The sequence below is a fragment of the Luteimonas sp. AC640a genome, assembly GCF_979256585.1.
This window is the reverse complement of record NZ_CEEDOV010000001.1, coordinates 1-18,942: the sequence shown is the minus strand read 5'-3', so window position 1 is coordinate 18,942 and position 18,942 is coordinate 1. Positions and strand designations below refer to the sequence as shown.

Annotated in this window: 19 protein-coding genes; 6 read left to right on the top strand and 13 right to left on the bottom strand. The window is 69.0% G+C overall.

The window, feature by feature from the left end; genetic code table 11:
• Window positions 1–7 precede the first annotated feature (7 nt).
• The 11 genes from metX to ACZ9YD_RS00045 all read right to left on the bottom strand — a co-directional run bounded on the left by metX (window position 8) and on the right by ACZ9YD_RS00045 (window position 8,568).
• A complete protein-coding gene (gene metX / locus ACZ9YD_RS00095; protein WP_465073104.1) occupies window positions 8–1,150 on the bottom strand; it encodes a homoserine O-acetyltransferase MetX in 1,143 nt (380 codons plus the stop codon).
• Between the two features lie 34 nt (window positions 1,151–1,184).
• On the bottom strand, window positions 1,185–2,198 hold the full coding sequence (locus ACZ9YD_RS00090; protein WP_465073103.1) for a tetratricopeptide repeat protein: 1,014 nt from the start codon (window positions 2,196–2,198) through the stop codon (window positions 1,185–1,187).
• Window positions 2,198–2,641 (bottom strand): cytochrome c-type biogenesis protein, encoded by a 444-nt coding sequence (locus tag ACZ9YD_RS00085; protein ID WP_465073102.1) that lies wholly within the window; start codon window positions 2,639–2,641, stop codon window positions 2,198–2,200. The genes ACZ9YD_RS00090 and ACZ9YD_RS00085 overlap by 1 nt, the downstream gene beginning before the upstream one ends.
• Entirely contained in the window at window positions 2,638–3,186 is a 549-nt protein-coding gene (locus tag ACZ9YD_RS00080; RefSeq protein WP_465073101.1) for a DsbE family thiol:disulfide interchange protein, read from the bottom strand. Before ACZ9YD_RS00080 ends, ACZ9YD_RS00085 begins: the two co-directional genes overlap by 4 nt.
• The gene (locus ACZ9YD_RS00075; RefSeq protein WP_465073100.1) at window positions 3,183–5,108 is read right to left on the bottom strand and encodes a heme lyase CcmF/NrfE family subunit; all 1,926 of its coding nucleotides are present in this window, start codon (window positions 5,106–5,108) and stop codon (window positions 3,183–3,185) included. Before ACZ9YD_RS00075 ends, ACZ9YD_RS00080 begins: the two co-directional genes overlap by 4 nt.
• Before the next feature lie 36 nt (window positions 5,109–5,144).
• Window positions 5,145–5,627 (bottom strand): cytochrome c maturation protein CcmE, encoded by a 483-nt coding sequence (gene ccmE, locus ACZ9YD_RS00070; RefSeq protein ID WP_465073099.1) that lies wholly within the window; start codon window positions 5,625–5,627, stop codon window positions 5,145–5,147.
• A complete protein-coding gene (gene ccmD, locus ACZ9YD_RS00065) occupies window positions 5,624–5,803 on the bottom strand; it encodes a heme exporter protein CcmD (RefSeq protein WP_465073098.1) in 180 nt (59 codons plus the stop codon). The genes ccmE and ccmD overlap by 4 nt, the downstream gene beginning before the upstream one ends.
• On the bottom strand, window positions 5,800–6,558 hold the full coding sequence (gene ccmC / locus ACZ9YD_RS00060; protein WP_465073097.1) for a heme ABC transporter permease CcmC: 759 nt from the start codon (window positions 6,556–6,558) through the stop codon (window positions 5,800–5,802). Before ccmC ends, ccmD begins: the two co-directional genes overlap by 4 nt.
• 130 nt (window positions 6,559–6,688) lie before the next feature.
• Window positions 6,689–7,375 (bottom strand): heme exporter protein CcmB, encoded by a 687-nt coding sequence (gene ccmB / locus ACZ9YD_RS00055; protein WP_465073096.1) that lies wholly within the window; start codon window positions 7,373–7,375, stop codon window positions 6,689–6,691.
• Window positions 7,372–8,013, bottom strand: a complete 642-nt coding sequence (gene ccmA, locus ACZ9YD_RS00050; protein ID WP_465073095.1) for a heme ABC exporter ATP-binding protein CcmA — start codon at window positions 8,011–8,013, stop codon at window positions 7,372–7,374. The genes ccmB and ccmA overlap by 4 nt, the downstream gene beginning before the upstream one ends.
• Window positions 8,014–8,085: 72 nt before the next feature.
• Window positions 8,086–8,568, bottom strand: coding sequence for a DUF3293 domain-containing protein (locus ACZ9YD_RS00045; RefSeq protein WP_465073094.1), 483 nt, complete (start codon window positions 8,566–8,568; stop codon window positions 8,086–8,088).
• Window positions 8,569–8,639: 71 nt separating this feature from the next.
• Between ACZ9YD_RS00045 and ACZ9YD_RS00040 the strand changes: the two genes are divergently transcribed.
• The 3 genes from ACZ9YD_RS00040 to ACZ9YD_RS00030 all read left to right on the top strand — a co-directional run bounded on the left by ACZ9YD_RS00040 (window position 8,640) and on the right by ACZ9YD_RS00030 (window position 11,217).
• Window positions 8,640–9,785 (top strand): pyridoxal phosphate-dependent aminotransferase, encoded by a 1,146-nt coding sequence (locus ACZ9YD_RS00040; protein ID WP_465073224.1) that lies wholly within the window; start codon window positions 8,640–8,642, stop codon window positions 9,783–9,785.
• 102 nt (window positions 9,786–9,887) lie between these two features.
• Complete coding sequence (locus ACZ9YD_RS00035; protein WP_465073093.1) at window positions 9,888–10,481, top strand: SCO family protein; 594 nt, start codon at window positions 9,888–9,890, stop codon at window positions 10,479–10,481.
• A gap of 88 nt (window positions 10,482–10,569) precedes the next feature.
• The gene (locus ACZ9YD_RS00030; RefSeq protein ID WP_465073092.1) at window positions 10,570–11,217 is read left to right on the top strand and encodes a response regulator; all 648 of its coding nucleotides are present in this window, start codon (window positions 10,570–10,572) and stop codon (window positions 11,215–11,217) included.
• Between the two features lie 125 nt (window positions 11,218–11,342).
• On the opposite strand, the gene ACZ9YD_RS00025 is transcribed toward ACZ9YD_RS00030, so the two are convergent.
• Window positions 11,343–14,621: an Rne/Rng family ribonuclease gene (locus tag ACZ9YD_RS00025; RefSeq protein WP_465073223.1), complete on the bottom strand. Its 3,279-nt coding sequence runs from the start codon at window positions 14,619–14,621 to the stop codon at window positions 11,343–11,345.
• 409 nt (window positions 14,622–15,030) lie between these two features.
• Between ACZ9YD_RS00025 and ACZ9YD_RS00020 the strand changes: the two genes are divergently transcribed.
• Window positions 15,031–15,996, top strand: a complete 966-nt coding sequence (locus ACZ9YD_RS00020; protein ID WP_465073091.1) for an RluA family pseudouridine synthase — start codon at window positions 15,031–15,033, stop codon at window positions 15,994–15,996.
• Between the two features lie 68 nt (window positions 15,997–16,064).
• Here ACZ9YD_RS00020 and ACZ9YD_RS00015 read toward each other — a convergent pair whose 3' ends face one another.
• Window positions 16,065–16,406 carry a 4a-hydroxytetrahydrobiopterin dehydratase gene (locus tag ACZ9YD_RS00015; RefSeq protein ID WP_465073090.1) on the bottom strand — a complete coding sequence of 114 codons (342 nt, stop codon included), beginning with the start codon at window positions 16,404–16,406 and terminating at the stop codon, window positions 16,065–16,067.
• Between the two features lie 83 nt (window positions 16,407–16,489).
• Between ACZ9YD_RS00015 and ACZ9YD_RS00010 the strand changes: the two genes are divergently transcribed.
• Window positions 16,490–17,083: an NfuA family Fe-S biogenesis protein gene (locus ACZ9YD_RS00010; protein ID WP_465073089.1), complete on the top strand. Its 594-nt coding sequence runs from the start codon at window positions 16,490–16,492 to the stop codon at window positions 17,081–17,083.
• Window positions 17,084–17,111: 28 nt separating this feature from the next.
• A complete protein-coding gene (locus ACZ9YD_RS00005) occupies window positions 17,112–18,722 on the top strand; it encodes a hypothetical protein (RefSeq protein WP_465073088.1) in 1,611 nt (536 codons plus the stop codon).
• Window positions 18,723–18,942 lie beyond the last annotated feature (220 nt).

The following is an 18,942-nucleotide window of genomic DNA, read 5'->3' as shown; positions in this document are numbered from 1 at the left end:
GAAGAGTCTAGCCCGAGGCCGCGGGCGCTGCAGGCGGCAGTGCAGCAAGAAAGCCAGCGATCGCAGGCCCGAAACGCGCGATGTCGACGAGAAACGCGTCGTGCCCCTGCGGTGACTCCAGCGGCAGGAATGTCGCGTCGACGCCGCCGGCGCGCAGGCCGTCGGCGATTTGCTGTTGTTGCTGCAGTGGGAACAGGATGTCGGTGTGCACGCCGATCGCGAGCGCGCGTTCGACGCGCAGCTTCGCCAGACCCTCGTCGGTACTGCCGCCGCAGCTTTCGCCGATGTCGAACCAGTCCATCGAGCGGCTGAGATAGAGATAGCAGTTGGGATCGAAACGGCGCACGAAACGGCGCGCGTGGCCTTCGAGATAGCTCTCGACTTCGAACTCGAGGCCGAACGGTTCTTCGTCCTCGCGGCGATCGGATTCGAGCCGCACGCGGCCGAAGCGGCCATCCCATTCCAGCGCCGAGCGGTAGGTGATCACGCCGAGCTTGCGCGCCATGCGCATGCCGCTCTCGGGGTACGCGGCATCGGTGTAGGCGCCGCTCTGCCACATCGGATCGAGGCGGATCGCTTCGCGCTGCAGCGAGCGGATCGCGATCGAGAAAGGCAATGCGCGCGCCGCGCCGCAGATGTTGATGTGCGTGCGCGCGAGTCCCGGAAACCGCGCGAGCAACGCAAGCGCGGTCATGCCGCCCATCGAGTTGCCGATCACGCAGGCCAGGCGATCGATGCCGAGCGAGGCGACGACATGCGCAGCGGCGTCGGCGCCGTCTTCGACCGACAGTTCCGGAAACGCGAGCCGGTACGGCGCGCCGGTGTCGGGATTGTTCGATGCGGGGCCAGTGGAGCCTTTGCAGCTGCCGAGCGAGTTCACGCAGATCACGAACCAGCAGTCGGTGTCGATCGGCTTGCCGGGGCCGAGCATCGCGTCCCACCAGCCGGGTGTGTCGTCGTCGGCGTGGCTGGCGGCATGCGCGTCCGGCGACAGGCCGGTGACGATCAGGATCGCGTTGCCGCGTTCGGCGTCGAGCGTGCCCCAGGTCTCGTAGGCCATGCGTGCACCACGGAGCGCGCCGCCACGCTTCATCGGGAACGGCGAGGGCAGGTCGATGAAGCGGCTGCCCGGCGGGATGAATTCGGTCATCGCGCCAGTGTAGCGACTCGGTGTGTGGCGACGGTCAGGGCGTCGTTGCGGCGGGCACGACGAGTTCGACCGGATCGCGCGCCGGCAGCGTCACCCGCACCGGTGCGGATTCGAGGTCGCCGTCGCTGCGCGATGCGTCACCGCTGCGCGAGATGCGCGCGATGATCTCGACCGAATCGAGTGCCGACAGTGGCTGGGTCGGCATCGGGCTGTCGCCGTCGCCCAGCACGATATCGAGCGGCAGTGCCGAGACCGGATGGCGCTGTACCGCGACCGGCATCGGCGGACCGCCGGGCTGGCGGGCGATGACGAACACCGTCGCGTCGCCGTGCAGCGTGGCGCCGGCAGGTTCGAGTCGTACGCGGACGCGTAACGCATGCGTGCCGGGTGCCGGGGCTGCGGTGGTCGCCGATGCGTCGCCCGCAGGCATGCCGGCGGCAGTGCGCGCGACGGCGATCTGGGTGCGCAGCGCGTCGGCAGCAGCACCATCGAGCAGCGGCAGCAAGGGTGTCCACGTCGTGACCGCGCCGGCATCGTCGCCGGCCTGACGCAGGGCGATGCCCAGATACCAGCGTGCGTGTTGATGATCGGGATTGCGCGCGAGCACATCGCGCAGCGTCTGCACCGCGGCCGCATCGAAGCGCCGATCCGGCGCTGCGCGCGCGCTCGCCTGCGCGGCTTCGACCTGCACCGCGTCGTCGTCGGGCAGCAGCTTCGCCGCGCGTGCGATCGCATCGCGCGCGTCGGCGTGTCGCTCCAGTCCCGCGTATGCGCGGCCCAGCAGCAGCCAGCCTTCGGGCTGTCGCGGATCGCGCTGCAGATCGGTTTCCAGACGCGCGATCGCATCGTCGAGCGAATCGGGCGCGGCGAGCTCGGCGGGATCGAGCGCTTGCGGCGTGCCGACCAGCATGTACATACCGGCCACGAGCACTGGCACCAGCAGGGTCACCGCGATCGCCACCCGCGACGCGCCACGGCGCAGCCCCCAGGTCAGGGCGACGACGGTCGCCAGCGTCAGCACGATCGCGAGCACGACGAACAGCAGCATCACCAGGTCTCCGTGTCGTCGGGCGGCAGCGGCGCTGCCTGCTTGCGAGACGCGACGACGCGCCAGATCACTACGCCGCCGGCGCCGAGCAGCAGCAGCGGACCGAACCACAGCAGCCACGTCGACGGGCCGATCTGCGGGCGATACAGCACGAACTCGCCATAGCGCGCGACCAGATGCGCCTTGATCGCCGGGTCATCCAGTCCCTCGCGCATCAGCATCAGCACTTCGCGGCGCAGGTCGTGGGCAATCTGCGCGTTGGAATCGGCCAGCGATTGGTTCTGGCACATCACGCAGCGCAACTCGGCGACGAGGCTGTGGAAGCGGTGTTCTTCGGCCGTGTCCTCGAAGCGCAGCGGCGCGGCGTCGACCGCGACCTGTGCACGCGCGGCCTGCGGCCACGTCAGACACAACAGCAACGCGAGCAATGCCGCGCGGATCACGGCGCCTCCAGTCGTTCGACGAGGGGCATCAGCTGCTCGCGAATGGTCGCATCGGTCATCGGGCCGACGTGCTTCCACAGGATCGTGCCGCCGCCATCGACGAGGAAGGTTTCCGGCGCGCCATAGATGCCCCATTCGATCGCGGCCTTGCCGTCGTAGTCGGCGAGCACGAGGTCGTAGGGATTGCCGAACTGCGCGAGCCAGCGCGTCGCGTCTTCGGGCTCGTCCTTCCAGTTGAAGCCGATCACGCGTACGCGGCCGGTCTTGGCGAACGCGCTGACCACCGCGTGTTCCTCGCGGCACCCTGGGCACCAGCTGCCCCAGACGTTGAGCAGATACGGCGTGCCGCGCAGATCGGTCTGCGTGACCAGACGTTCCGGTGCGCCGAGCACGGGCAGCCGAAATGCCGGCGCCGGCTTGCCGATCAATGGCGAGGGCAGGGCGTCGCGATCGGGACTGCGGCTCAGCCAAACACCCGCGGCGAGCAGCGCGAGGATCACACCGAACACGGCCAGCGGCAGCCAGCGAGCGCGCGAGGCACTCATGCGGTCTTCTCGCGACGCGGCCGGCGGAAGCGGCGATCGGCCGCGGTCACGAAGCCGCCCAGTGCCATCAGGAACGCGCCCGCCCAGACCCAGCGCACGAAGGGTTTGATGTGCACGCGCAGCGCCCAGGCGCCGCCGCCGAGCGGTTCACCGAGCGCAACGTAGACATCGCGCGACACGCCGGGACGGATCGCGGTTTCGGTCATCACCTGGCCGCCGCTGGCGTAAGTGCGCTTTTCGGGATGCAACGTCGTCACCAAACGGTCGTCGCGCAGCATGCGTACCGTGCCGCGGTCGGATTCGTAGTTCGGACCAACGTGATGCACAACGCTGTCGAGCACGAACGCGTCGCGTCCGATCTCCAGCGACTGGCCCGGCAGCAGCGCAACTTCGCGCTGGACATTGAGGCCCTCCACCAGCAGCGCGCCGACCAGGAATACCGAGATGCCGAGGTGTCCGAGCACCATGCCGGTCATCTCCGCGCCCATGCGCCCGCTTGGCGCGCGCAGGCGGGTCCACACGAATCGCGCCGTGCCGCCGGCCACCCACACCGCACCGGCCACGCCCATCGCGACCTTCCACGGGCCCTGCGGCGCGGTGAAGAATGCGAGCGTCGCCGCGATCAGCGCGAGGGCCGCCCACGGCAGCAGCATGCGCAGCGGGCGCGACATGTCCTCGTTCTGCCAGCGGGTCAGCGGACCGAACGGCAACAGCAGCACCAGCGGCGCCATCAGCAGCAGGAACAGCAGGCCGAAGTACGGCGGGCCGACCGAGATCTTGCCGAGGTTCAGCGCGTCGGCCAGCAGCGGATACAGCGTGCCCAGCAGCACCATCGCGCAAGCCGCGACCAGCAACAGATTGTTGGCGAGCAGCAGCGTTTCACGCGAAGTCGCGGCGAACGGCTTGCCGTCGCGGCCATCGGGCGCGCGCAGCGCGTACAGCAGCAGCGAACCGCCGACGACGAGGCCGAGGAACACCAGGATGAAGAGTCCGCGCGTCGGGTCGGCGGCAAAGCTGTGCACGCTGGTCAAGACCCCGGAGCGCACGAGGAATGCGCCCAGCAGCGACAGCGAGAACGTCGCGATCGCCAGCAGCAGCGTCCAGCCGTGGAAACTGCCGCGCTTCTCGGTCACCGCTTGCGAGTGGATCAGCGCCGCGCCGGCGAGCCACGGCATGAAGCTCGCGTTCTCGACCGGATCCCAGAACCACCAGCCGCCCCAGCCGAGTTCGTAATAGGCCCACCAAGAACCCAACGCGATGCCGATCGTCAGGAACGCCCACGACACGTTCGTCCACGGCCGCGTCCAGCGCAGCCAGTGCGCGTCGACCTTGCCGTCGAGCAGGGCGGCGATCGCGAACGCGAACGGCACCATGAAACCCGAGTAGCCGATGTAGAGCATCGGCGGATGCACGATCATCCCCGGATCCTGCAGCAGCGGATTCAGATCGCGGCCTTCGAGGGGCATCGGCAGGATGCGTTCGAACGGGTTGCTGGTGAAGATCAGGAAGGCGAGAAACCCCAGGCACACCATGCCCATGATCGCGAGCACGCGCGCCAGCACCACGTCCGGCAGCGAGCGCGAGAACCACGCCACCGCCGCGTTCCAGCACGCGAGCACGAACACCCACAGCAGCAGTGAACCTTCGTGACCGCCCCAGACCGCGGTGAAGCGATAGACCATGGGCAGCAGCGAGTTGGAATTCTCGGCGACGTAGCGCACCGAGAAATCCTGCTGCACGAACGCGGCCGTCAGCGCCGCCCACGCGAGAAATGTCAGTGCCCATTGCGCGTACGCGGCCGGGCGCGCCGTCGCCATCCACGGTGTAAGAGTGCGGTGCGCGCCAACCAGTGGCAGCACGGTCTGCAGCAATGCGGCGACCAGCGCCAGCAACAGTGCGATCTGCCCGAGCTCAGGCAGCATCGGCGAATCCGGTCTGTGCGCCACGCACCACGTCGATCACTGCGCAGCGTCCGTGTCGGCCGGCGTCACGATGCCGTGCTTGTCGTGCGCGAGGCCCATCTTGTCGGCGACTTCCTTGGGTACATAGGTCTCGTCGTGGCGCGCGAGCACCTGTTCGGCGACGAAGGTATCGCCGTCCATGCGCCCGGTCGCGATCACCGCCTGGTGTTCGCGGAATAGATCCGGCAGCAGTCCTGTGTAGCGCACTGGCAGCTCGGCGTCGCCATCGGTGACGCGGAAGCGCGCCTCCATCGAACCTTCGGCGCGTGAGAACGAATCGCCGGCGACCATGCCGCCGAGCCGGAACCGCGCCTCGCCCGACGACACCGCGGCGCCCGCGATCCCGCCCAGTACTTCGTGCGGCGTGTAGAGATAGGACACATTGCGTTGCAGCGCGAACGCGATCAGCGTCATCGACAAGGCGCTGGCCGCGACGATGGCGACCACGAACAGCAGACGGCGGCGACGCACCGGATTCATCGGGTCAGCTCCGCGTTGTCGTCGGCGGCCGCGGTCGTGGCGGCGGCCCGACGCGATGCCAGCAGGCGCACCGCACGCAGCAGCTGCGCGGTGCGGATGCGCGGCGCGATGAAATCCCAGGCCAGCACGGCGGCGAACACCGCATAGGCGGCGACGACGTATTCGATGTAGGTCATGCACGGTCTCCGGTCGGTGCGACCAAGGCCCGCACCCAGTCCTTGCCGGCTTCGCGGCGCAGGTTGTCGGCGCGCGCGCGCGCCAGCAGCGAGCCGGCGAACCAGAATTTGGTGCCGACCACCATCCACAGCAACGGCCACAGCATGCTGCCGTCGATGCTCGATTCGCCGAACACGCGGATCGTCTGGCCCTGGTGCAGCGAATCCCACCACACCACCGAGTAGCGGATCACCGGCAGCAGCACGACGCCGACGATCGCCAGCAGCCCGGCCGCGCGTGCGGCGGTGCGGCGGTCCTCGATCGCCTGATACAGGCCGATCACGCCCAGATACAGGAACAGCAGGATCAGCTCGGTGGTCAGGCGCGGATCCCAGTCCCACCATGTACCCCACATTGGCCGGCCCCAGATCGAGCCGGTGGCGAGCGTGATCACGGTGAACGCGGCGCCGATCGGCGCGCAGGCCATGGCGAGGATTTCGCAGAGCTTGATCCGCCAGATGAGTGCGATCGCGGCGTAGATTGCCATCGCCGCGAACACGGCCAGGCTCATCCATGCGCTCGGCACATGGATGTAGAGGATGCGGAAGCTGTCGCCCTGCTGGTAATCGGCCGGCACCACATAGAGCGCGCCGTACAGGCCGACGGCCATCGTCAGCAGACCCAGCCCATAGCCCCAAGGCGCCCAGCGCCGCGCGAAGCGGTCGAAGGTGGGGGGTGAACCGAGTTGGTGGAACCAGAGGAGGACGGAATTCATTTAGGCGTGCGGGTCGCTGGCTTGCGGTCTCGGAGCGCGCATGACGGACATGCGGTCGCGGGCGTGGCGCGGCGTTGCGGGACGGATTGCACGTCGGCGACGGGACCCTCCAGACCCGTCGCGGGGCCGGTCAATTGAGTGCGATGCGGATGGCGGTCGCCGCGGCGACGGGTGCCAGCACGAGCGCGGCGGCAAGGCCCGCGGCGAGCAGCAACAGCCCGCCGGATGGATCATGCCCCTGCGCCGCGATCGCGACGCTGCCGGCACCGAACACCAGCACCGGAACGTACAGGGGCAGGGCAAGCAGTGCCAGCAGGATACCGGAACGGCGCATGCCGATGGTCAGCGCGGCGACCACGGCGCCGAGCAGGCTCAACAGCGGCGTGCCCAGCGCGAGACCGGCCAGCAGCACCGGCAACTGCGCGCGCGGCAGGCCCAGCAGTTCGGCCAGCAGCGGGGTGGCGACCAGCAGCGGCAGCGTCGTCGTCGCCCAGTGCACCGCGGTACGCACCAGTACCAGCCAGGCCAGCGGCACCGGGCTGAGCATCCATTGTTCGAGCGAGCCGTCCTCTGCGTCGCCGCGGAAAAGTGTGTCGAGTGCGAGCAGGCCGGCGAGCACCGCCGCGACCCACAACACGCCCGGTGCCACCGTCCGCAACGTTGCGGGTTCATTACCCAGTGCCAATGCGAACAGCACCACCACCAGCAACGCGAACAGCGCCGGCTGCAGCGCATCGCCGCGCCGCCGCCACAGCAGGCGCAGGTCGCGGGTGATCAGCGCGGATGCGCTGCCGGGCAGGGTCGGCGTGGCGCTCATGCGGCGGCGTCCAGGACCAGTTCGCGGGTGCGCACCGGCGGCGCGGCGTAGGCGCCGTGCGTGGTCACCAGCGCCGCGCCGCCGTCCCCGAGCTGGGCGCGGACCATGCGGTTCACGAGTTCGATGCCCTGCAGGTCGAGGTTGGCGTAGGGCTCGTCGAGCAGCCACAGCGGCGCCGGCGACATCCACAGCCGCGCCAGCGAGAGCCGCTTCTTCTGCCCGGCCGACATCTGCCGCACCAGCAGGTGCGCATGCGCGGCCAGTCCGACCAGCGCGAGCGCACGTTCGGCGGTCTGGCTGGCGCGATGCCCCTGCAGACGGGCGAGGAAATCCAGATTCTCGACCGCGTCGAGATCGGCCTTCAGTCCGGGCAGATGCCCCAGATACGCCATCGTGCCGGCACGCATTGCGCGGGCGACCGGGGCGCCGCCGACCTCGACCGTGCCACCTTCGGCCTCCAGCAACCCGGCCAGCACGCGCAGCAGCGTGGTCTTGCCGGCACCGTTGCCGCCCTGCACAAGCAGGGCCTCACCGGCGGCGACGTCGAAATCGAGCGGTCCGAACACCGGCCGCTCGTCGCGCAGGAAGCACAGGCCGCGGGCGGCGAGCAGCGGTGGGACGGAAGCGGACTCGGACATGCGGCGGCGCTAGGCCCTCGACGCGACCCCTCTGGTCGCGCGGCCATCCTATCCGCAGCGACGCGGTTTGCGTCAGCGCAGCCAGTCGACGTGCTGGTCGCCTTCCAGCCCGGCGGGTCGCCGGGCATTCATGCGCAGGCGCACCGGTGCCTCGCGCGGCCACCACAGCGTGCCGAGCTGGCCGTAGCGGCTTGCCAGCGCGTCGAAGGGTGCGGCCTCCATGCCGAAGACGATCCAGCTCGGCTCGCGCCAGCTGCGGTCGGTGGCGCTGGCGAAGGCCGGCATGTGCGGCAGGCCGAGCGCGGTGAGTTCGGCTTCCAGTGCCTTGTCCGAGCGCCGGTTCTCGGTGGGCGCACGTGCGTCGGACATCGGATTCCACGCCGAGAGCAGGCCGTAGCCCTCGGCGTCGGGATAGCGCAGATCGAGGCCCGGCGTGGGCAGGCCGATGACGATGTCATGCCAGTCGTCGCGGTGCTGCCAGCGGTAGCGGGCAGCGAGATAGGCGTGCAGCAACGCGACCAGACGGGTGTCGTCGATGGGATGCTGGTTGTTCATGGCGGCGGTTTATCCCCTTGCTCCGCGTCCGTACACTCGTGGCCCCTCAGATCCTCAACGGCACGCAGGCGATGATCCGGACCAAGCTTCCGAAGGTCGGCACCACGATCTTCACCGTGATGTCGCAACTGGCGGCCGAACACGGCGCCGTCAACCTCGGACAGGGCTTCCCCGATTTCGACGTGCCGCAACGCCTGGTCGACGCACTCGCCGCGGCGATGCGCGCCGGCCACAACCAGTATGCGCCGATGACGGGGATCCCGGCGTTGCGACAGGCGATCGCGGAGAAGACCGAACGCGTGTACGGGCATCTGCCCGACGCCGACGCGGAGATCACCGTCACCAGCGGCGCCACCGAGGCCTTGTTCAACGCCATCCACGCCGTGGTGCGGGCGGGCGAGGAGGTCATCGTCCTAGACCCCGCGTACGACAGCTACGAGCCGGCGATCGAGCTGGCCGGCGCGGTGGCCGTGCACGTGCCACTGGATCCGGCGACATTCGCGCCCGACTGGCAGCGCGTGCGCGACGCGGTCACGCCGAAGACGCGCCTGCTGATCGTCAACAGCCCGCACAACCCGTCCGGCGCGATGTTCGGCGCGTCCGACATGCAGGCGATCGCCGAGTTGCTCCGCGACACCGGCATCTATCTACTGTCGGACGAGGTCTACGAGCACATCGTGTTCGACGGCGCGCGCCAGGAGTCGGCGCTGCGCTGGCCTGAACTGCGCGAGCGCAGCTTCATCGTGTCGAGTTTCGGCAAGACCTACCACTGCACCGGCTGGAAGCTCGGCTACTGCATCGCGCCGCCGCCGCTGAGCGCAGAGTTCCGCAAGGTGCACCAGTACAACGTGTTCTGCACGTTCGCGCCGGCGCAGCATGCGTTCGCCGAGATGCTGCGCGAAGAACCGGAACACTACGAGCAGCTGGGCGCGTTCTACCAGGCCAAGCGCGACGCCTTCGCCGCGCAGCTCGCCACCACGCGGCTGCAGTGCCTGCCGGTGCCCGGCGGCTATTTCCAGCTGGTCGACTATTCGGCGGTCAGCGATCTCGACGACGCCGAATTCTGTCGTTGGCTGACGATCGAGAAGGGTGTGGCCGCGATTCCACTGTCGCCGTTCTATGCGGCGCCTCCGGCTGGTCAGCGCTTGGCGCGGCTGTGTTTCGCGAAGAACGACGCGACACTGGACGCGGCGATCGAACGTCTCCAGACGCTTTGAGGGCGCGCGCTGCGACGATCGGTCGCGGCGGACCTTCAGCGATGCGTCGCTAGACTTGGCGGCTGTGCATCCCGCTCTGTGACTTCGACCGACTGTCCGACCGTGTCCTCCCGCCTCGCCACCATCGCCGTAGCCCTGTGCCTGCTCGCAGCCTGCAGTACGCCGCCGCCTGGTCCGTACACGGCCACCGACCTGCGCGGCGTGTCCTACGGCCGCAGTCTCGATCTCGAAGACACGCAGGGACGACCGCGTGGCCTGGGTGATTTCCGCGGACGCTACGTGTTGCTGTCGTTCGGTTACACGCATTGTCCGGAAGTGTGTCCGACCAGCCTGCTGAAGGCCTCGCAGATCCGTCGTGCACTCGGTGCGGATGGCGAGCGGCTGCAGATCGCGTTCGTCACGGTCGATCCGAAGCGCGATACCGGCGAGATTCTCGCGCAGTACGTCGGCGCATTCGGCGGCGACATCGTCGCGCTGCGCGGCGACGACATGCAGACACGGCTCGCCGCGCAGTCGTTCCGCGTGACCTATCGCCAAGTGCCGACGAGCTCGTCATACGCGATGGACCACACGATGGTGAACTACCTCATCGGTCCCGACGGACGTTTGCGCCTCGCATTCCAGTACGACCAGCCTGTCGATGCGATGGTCGACGACATCCGTCTGGCGATGACGCCGGCGCGCGCCGCGGGCTGACGACGCAGTCAGCATTTCCCGACTTGCGATTCGTCTCCTGCGCAGCGTAGCCTCGGACGCCGGGGTGCAGGGGAATGGAGAAACAGGGATGACGATTCGCGTCTTCATGGTCGACGACCATGCGCTCGTTCGCACCGGCATGCGCATGATTCTTGCCAACGAGTCGGATATCGAAGTGGTCGGCGAGGCAGAAAGCGGCGAGGAAGCACTGCCGTTGATCCGCAGACTCAAGCCGGACATCGTGCTGTGCGATCTGCATCTGCCGGGTGTCAGCGGGCTCGAGGTCACCGAGCGTGTCGTGCGCGGGCAGCCGGAAACAAGGGTGATCGTGGTCTCGATTCTCGAGGACGGGCCGATGCCGCGCCGGATGATCGAAGCCGGTGCGTCGGGCTATGTGGGCAAGGGCGGCGATGCCGCGGAGCTCGTGCGCGCGGTGCGTGACGTGGCACGCGGACGACGGTATCTCGCCAGCAACATCGCGCAGAATCTCGCGCTGTCGGGGATCGGCGGCAACGAAACGCCGTTCGACGCGCTGTCACCGCGGGAGATGGAAGTCGCGATGCTGTTGCTGCAGGGGCTGCGGCAGGAAGACATCGCGCGGCGATTGAGTCTCAGTGCCAAGACCGTCAACACGCACAAGTCGCGTCTGTTCGAGAAACTGCAGATCCAGGATTCGATCGCGCTCGCACGCCTCGCGAGCCAGTACCGCGTCGCGCCGGTGGAGCTTGCGATCTAGCGCAGCGGGTGACGTTGCGGCGTCGCCTGCATCGCGTGGGCGCTCGTCCGCCGTGGCGGGGCGATCACCCAAGAAAAAACCCCGGCCTGGGCCGGGGTTTTTCGTTGTCAGCGACGCGGACTGGCTCAGGCGTCGTTCGGACGCGAACGCAGGCGCGGGTCGTTGCGGTAGTCCGACTCCGGCTCCTCGTCCTCGTCGACAATCTCGGTCTCGACCAGCGTCACGTCACCGAGGCCTGGATCAGCCGGCGGCGCAGCCACGGGATCGTCCTGAAGCGCTGATTCGCCCGGTGCGATGCCCGTCGCTTCAGACGCGTACGACGGCGCCTGGTCGACCTGTGCGGAAGCCGCTGCAGGCGCGTCGAACAGACCCTGGGTCACCGGCGCGCGCGGCCCAGCCGGCGCCTCGTCGACCTGTGCCGGAGCGCTGTCCGCGTCCATCGCAGGCGCGGCCGCGACCGGTGCCCCGGCGAGGGGGCTCGGCGCGGCTTCGGGCAACGCGTCGAGCGACGGATCGGCCGTGACCGGTTCCGCGGGCTGGGCGGCGTTCGCGGCATCGGCCGCCGCGGTATCGGCAGGCGCCGCATCCTGCATCGGCGTCACGGCTGCAGCGACCGGCGTGTCGATCACCGGCTGCGGCACGTGCGCTGCGAGGGTCGGCGACACGTCTTCGGGCGGGGTGCGCGGCTCCTCGGCCTCGACAGGTACAGGCGCCGCGGTCCGGGTGTCGACCGGCTGCGCGGGCGCAGACGCTTCGACCGCCGGCGACTCAACGGCCGGCGACGCGGGCTCGCTCGCCGCCGCCACTGCAGTCGCCTCGACAGCGGCCGCCGCAAACGCTGGACGCGTGTCCTGCTCGACAGCTGGACGCGGTTCGCTGGTCGGCCGCACCGCAGGTGCGGGCAGGTCGTCGAAATCGAACTCGGGCTGGCCATGACCGGTGGCCACGGCGGTGTCGTCGTCGCCTGCGTCATCGCTGTCCAGCGACGTCTCGTCACCGGCCGCGCCGTCACCAGCCTTGCCGCGACGACGACGACGGCCACCGCGACGACCGCGACGGCGACGGCCGTTGCTGCCGTCTTCATCACCGGCCTCGCCGTTGCCATCGGCATCGGACGCGCTGGTGTCGTTGATGTCGTCCGTATCGCCATCCGCATCGGTGCTCACCGGCGCTGTCTCGCGTCGCGGGGTAGCGTGCGCGGCCACTGCAGCCGGCGCACTGTCGATTCCGGCAGCCGGCGCCGTCTGCTCGGTGTCGAGCTGGGCAGCGCGGGGCGCGTCGATCGACGCCGCAGCAGCCGGCGCGACGACAGCGATCGCTGCCTGGGCCTCGGTGACGTCACCTTCGGTCTTCTGTCGCGGGCCACGTTGCTTCTGACGCTGGCGACGTTCCTGCTGACGCTCCTTGCGGGCGCCGCTATCGGCGACAGCTGCAGGTTCGCGACGCGCTTCACGCTGCGTGTCGTCGCGGGCCGGCTGCGTCGGCGCTGCAGACCTCGCTTCGTTCGCGACAGGTGCCTGGTTCGATGCGCCCTGGCCTTGACGACCACCGCGACGGTCACGTCGCTGACCCCCGTTGCGACCCCGGTCGTTGCGATCACCGCGGTTCTCGCCACGTGCGCCACTGTCGGCGCGCGGTGCACGTTCGCTTTGCGCGGGTGCGGCCGGCTTGGCCGGGGCAGGGGGGGCGAACAGTGTCTTCAGCCAGCCCATGACGCCACCGGTGGCGACCGGTGCGGCAGGCGCAGGCGCTGGCTGCGGCACGGGCGCCGGTGCGGGCGCGACGGCTTCCGGCTTCGGCTCGCGAACCGGCGCAGGCTGCGTCGGACGCACATTGGTGACGGCCGGCGGCGGCACGTTGAGGTTGTTCTTGCTCAGCGCGATCGTCGCGACGCGACGCGGCGTGCCGCGCTGGTAGCTCGGACGCGCGGTTTCCTCACCGAGTTCGTTCTCGCGGATGCGCGAGACTTCGTAGTGCGGCGTGTGCAGCTGCTCGTCGGCGACGATGATGATCGGCGCGGCGTGGCGCTTCTCGATTTCCTCGAGCGCGCTGCGCTTCTCGTTGAGCAGGTAGTTCGCGATCTCGACCGGGGCCTGCACCAGCACCTGTCCGGTGTTGTCCTTCATCGCGTGCTCTTCGGCGACGCGGATGATCGACAGCGACAGCGATTCGATGCTGCGCATGCGGCCATGGCCTTCGCAGCGCGGGCAGACGATCTGGCTCGACTCGCCCAGCGACGCGCGCAGGCGCTGCCGGCTCATCTCCAGCAGGCCGAACTTCGAGATCTTGTTCTGCTGCACGCGGGCGCGGTCGTACTTGAGCGCGTTCTGCAGCTTGTTCTCGACGTCGCGCTGGTGCTTGTTCGACGACATGTCGATGAAGTCGATCACCACCAGGCCGCCGAGATCGCGCAGGCGCAGCTGGCGGGCCACTTCCTCGGCTGCTTCCAGGTTGGTGTTGAACGCGGTCTCTTCGATGTCGCCGCCCTTGGTGGCGCGGGCGGAGTTCACGTCGATCGCAGTCAGGGCTTCCGTCTGGTCGATGACCAGCGCGCCACCGGACGGCAGACGCACGGTGCGCTCGTAGGCGCTCTCGATCTGCGACTCGATCTGGTAGCGGTTGAACAGCGGCACATCGTCGGTGTAGTGCTTGAGCTTGCGCAGGTTGTGCGGCATCACCTGCTCGACGAATTCCTTCGCCTCGGCGTACATCTCCGGCGTATCGACGAGGATCTCGGCGATATCGGCGCGCATGTAGTCGCGCAGCGCACGGGTGATCAGACGCGATTCCTGGTAGATCAGGAACGGCGAGGGCTTGCTCAGCGCGGCCTCGGCGATCGCGCGCCAGATGCTCAGCAGGTAGTCGAGATCCCATTGCAGCTCTTCGGCGTCACGGCCGACACCGGCGGTGCGGATGATCACGCCCATCTCGTCGGGGATGTCGAGCGCGTCCATCGCCTTCTTCAGCTCGGCGCGGTCTTCGCCTTCGATCCGGCGCGACACGCCACCGGCGGTCGGCGAATTGGGCATCAGCACCATGTAGCGGCCGGCCAGCGAGATGAACGTGGTCAGGGCGGCGCCCTTGTTGCCGCGCTCTTCCTTGTCGACCTGGACCACGACTTCCTGGCCTTCGCGCAGGAGTTCCTTGATGACGCCCTTGTTCGGGTCGGCACCGGCCTGGAAGTAGTCGCGGGAGACTTCCTTCAGCGGCAGGAAGCCGTGGCGGGCGGCGCCATACTCGACGAACGCCGCCTCGAGGGAGGGTTCGATCCTGGTGATCCGGCCCTTGTAGATGTTGGACTTCTTCTGTTCCCTGGACGGCTGTTCGATGTCGATGTCGTACAGGGACTGGCCATCAACGATGGCGACGCGCAGTTCTTCTGCCTGCGTCGCGTTGATCAGCATGCGCTTCATGGTTGCGTTTCCTTGCGCGCTCTCACGCGCGGAACGCCGGGGCGTTTCGCCTGGATGAAGCCTGAAGCCGCCGCGCACGCGCAGCGACGAACCGGATTGTCCAGCGCTACGACACCACGGCGGGCCGCGGGAGCGCTCTTGATTTGTCTGGGTAGTGCAGGCCGCGGACCGCTTGCGACCGGTGTTGGGCGGTCGCGAACGTCACGCGGGACGTGTTCAGCGCCGATGCCAGGCATCGGGCGATGGCCGGTACTGCCTGACAGCCGCTAACATGGCCGCCCCTGGGGCGGTGGCCGCGCACTGTCCGGAAGCCTTTGAAAGGCAGGCTTTTGGCCCGTGTTCTTTCAAAGAAATCAGCACCTTAGATCGCGGCCCGAGTGTACCAGATAAACAGGCGACGATGACTGACAACGGTTCCGGCTCCGCCGGCGGCGGTGGCGTGCGATTGGTCCGGGTTCCGGACGATCGCGACGGCCAACGCCTCGATAATTTCCTGCTCGGCCTGCTCAAGGGCGCGCCGAGGTCGATCATCTACAAGATCGTGCGCAGCGGGCAGGTCCGTGTGAATGGCGGCCGCGCCAAGGCCGAGCGCAAGCTCGAGGCCGGCGACGAGGTGCGTGTGCCACCGGTCCGACTGGAGGTTCCGGGCGAAGCCGGCACGCCCTCGAAAGGCCTGCTGGCGGCAATGGACGCCAGCATCGTGTTCGAGGACGCACGGCTGCTGGCGATCAGCAAGCCCAGCGGCATCGCCAGTCACGGCGGCAGCGGTATCAGCTTTGGCGTCATCGAGACCCTGCGCGCGCTGCGGCCGAACCAGCCGCTCGAGCTGGTGCACCGTCTCGACCGCGACACCTCGGGTCTGATGGTGCTGTCCAAGAAGCGCTCGGCGCTGACCCAACTGCAGGCGCTGCTGCGCGAAGACCACGGCGCCGGCATCCGCAAGCGCTACCTCACGCTGCTAGCCGGACGCATGCCCGACGGCACGATGAGCGTCGATGCGCCGCTGCACGTCGGCCTGCGTCAGGGCGGTGAGCGCCACGTCCAGGTCAATCCGCAGGGCAAGGTCTCGCTGAGCCATTTCGGCGTGCTGGAGCGGCGCGGCGGGCAGTCGTACTGCGAAGTCCGGATCGAAACCGGCCGCACCCACCAGATCCGTGTCCACGCCCAGCACATCGGCCACCCGGTCGCCGGCGACGACAAGTACGGCGATGTCGAGGTCAACAAGCGGATGCGCGAGCAGATCGGCCTGCGACGGCTGTTCCTGCACGCCGCATCGCTGGAGTTCACCCTCGACGACGGCGAGGCCTACGTCCTCAACGCCCCGCTGGCCGACGATCTGCGCGAGGCGCTCGACCGGTTGCGCTGAGCCGGGCAGTCCGCGCGTTCGAAAGCACCACGCGTCGCGACTGCAGCGCGCCCGGATCGGGTGTTCTCTCACGCGACCAGCTGGTCGGCCTTGGCTGCGCAGATGAAGTCGTTCTCGCTGAGGCCGCCGACGTCGTGGGTCGAGTAGCGGACGTTGACGCGGTCGTAGTGCACGCCGAGATCGGGATGATGGTCTTCACGGTGGGCGATGAACGCCAGCGCGTTCACGAATGCCATCGTGCGGTGGTAGTCGTCGAAGCGGAACGTGCGGGTCAGCGCCTGGCCGTCTTCGGCGAGGGTCCAGTCGGCCACCTGCGGCAGCAGTTCGCGCACGCGCGCTTCGGGCAGGCGGTGGTCGTCGCCGCGGCGTGGAACGCAGTGGGCCTGGCTGAGGGAAACGAGGTCTGACATCGTGAAATCTCCTGTCTGGGGCCGTTCATGCGGCAGACGGCGACCGGCGTGTGCGCGGGCGCTGGCCCGCTAGAATACGCGGCATGATCAACATCTCCGAAAACGCGCAGACGCATTTCCGCAAGCTGATCGAGCGCGAGACGCTGCCGGGCTTGGGTGTGCGCCTGTCGGCCGTGCATGCCGGTACCCCGCGCGCCGATGTGCGCCTGGAGTTCGCCGGCAGCGACGACCTGCAGGGCGACGAGTGGGCGATCGATTGCGAGGGCTTCACGCTGTGGCTCGACGCGCCGAGCGTGCCGTACCTCGATGGCGCCGAGATCGACTACGAAAGTCGTGCCACCGGCGGCCAGCTGCAGATCCGCGCACCGAAGATCAAGGGTGAGGCACCGCCTGAAGCTGCATCCCTGGTGGAGCGCGTGCGCTGGGTCGTCGAGCAGGAGGTCAATCCGCAGCTCGCCCAGCACCGCGGCCATGTCAGCGTGCAGGAAGTGACGGCCGAAGGCGTGGTCGTGCTGCGCTTCGGCGGCGGCTGTCACGGCTGCGGCCTGGTCGATGTCACCCTGAAGCAGGGCATCGAGAAGACGCTGATGGAAAAAGCACCGGGTGTGACCGCGGTCCGCGACGCGACCGATCACGACACCGGCGACGCGCCGTACATGCCGCGCGACGCGGCCTGACGCCTCCGCACCCGGCGGCCGTCCCCGGATGTTCACTGCTGCCGATCTGATCGACGTGCTGCGCCGCCGCCGGCGCCGTTCGATCCGGCCGGAAGACGCGCCCGAAGGATTCCCCGAAGGCTGGACCCGCTGGTTCGATACGATGCGTGCGCGCGTCGGCGCGGTGACCGGCGCGACCGCCGGCGCGATCGTCGCAGTGCTCGTCGCGCGGCCCGCACCGCCGCGGCGCAAGGGTCACGTACCGAAGAACGCGCTGGCCGCCTGGAGCAGCCTGCTGCATCCGCGCTGGGAGCCCGAGCCCCGCGAGCATCGCGGGCCGAAGCGCGTGTCGATGGCGCTCGCGCTGCTGGCGCAGCTGCTCTGGGTCAGCGGTCTGTTGCTGCTGACCCAAGCCCATTTCGCGGCGCCGGCGCCGGCCGCGCAGGGCGAAGAGCACGTGGTGCAGGCCGTCTTCATCGGTGACGGCACGCCCGAGGATGCGGGCGCCGGCGAGCCAGGCGAGCCGGTTCCGGTCACGGTTGTGCAAGTGCCGCCCGCGCCGACGGCGACGCCCGCACCTTCGGACGCGCAGCCGGCGCCGACCGCGCCGCAGGACACGTCGACCGCGCAGGACGCCGTGGTTGCGATCGAGCCCGTCGAGCCGACCGAGCAGGTGCTGCAGGTCACGCAGACACCCGTGCCGGATATCGACTTCACCCTGCCGCCGCCGCGTCCGGGCGCTGCGCCCGAGGTCGTCGTGCGCGATCGCCAGGTGCCCGAGGCGCAGCTGCAGGCCGTCGAGATCCCCGCATTGCGTACGCCCGCGCCGCTGGCCGAAATCACCGTGCAACAGCGCGAGGTCGAGGTCCAAGTCCGCGATCGCAGCGTGCCGCAGCCGACCGAGACCTTGCGCCTGCCGACGCGCGAGGCGCCCTCGGTCGTGGTCGACACGCCCGACGTGCCGACCCGACAGGTCGCGGACGTCGTCGCACGCGAACGCGCGGTGCCCATGCGCGAAGCGACTGCGCCCACACCGGCACCCGCGTCGCCAGCGCCCACCGCGCCTGTTGCCGCTACACCATCGCCACGCCCATCGACGCCTGCGCCGCCGGGGACGCGCGCACCTGCGCCGAATCCGACAGCGGGCGCCGGTACGCGCGCGGGCATGCCGCCGGGCGCAGCCCCGTCGACACGCGCTGCCGACGACTGGGGCGCCGCCGCCACCGCGCGCCAAGGCGGCCAGCCCGGCAGTCCATCCGGCCTGCTCGGCGCCGACGGTCGCCCGCGTCTGGCCGGTGACGGACGTGTGGGGGGCGGCCTGCCACCCGGCACCGTCACCGAGGATTTCGCCCGCATCGATCGCGAAGGCACCTGGCTCAAGCGCCCGCCGACCGACTACGAGCCGACGAGCTTCGACCGTTTCTGGACGCCCAGCGAAACCCTGTTGCAGGAATGGGTGCGCCGCAGCGTCAAGACCGTGCTGATCCCGATTCCCGGCACCAGCAAGACCGTGCAGTGCAACGTGGCACTGCTGATGTTCGGCGGCGCCTGCGGCATCACCGATCCGAACATGCAGGACGTGGAGACCGACGGTCGCCCGCCGCCGGATGTGCCGTGGAAGCCGGAGCTGCAGGAAGATCAGGACAGCCTTGGCGGCTGATTGATTTGCGCTTAGCGGCTGTGCGCCATCGCTTTCCCCTGTCGTTCTGATGTCGTCACTCCCGCGTAGGCGGAAGTCCATGGACGTTGATTCTCGCGTTCGCTTCAGCTGCGGCTTTGCTTTCGCTTTCAGCTTTTGATTTCAATCGAGCCGTAAAGCGAGCCGAGCATCGCAGGGCGGCGGGGTCGAAGAGCAGCCCATGTCTGAGCGTAGCGAGTTT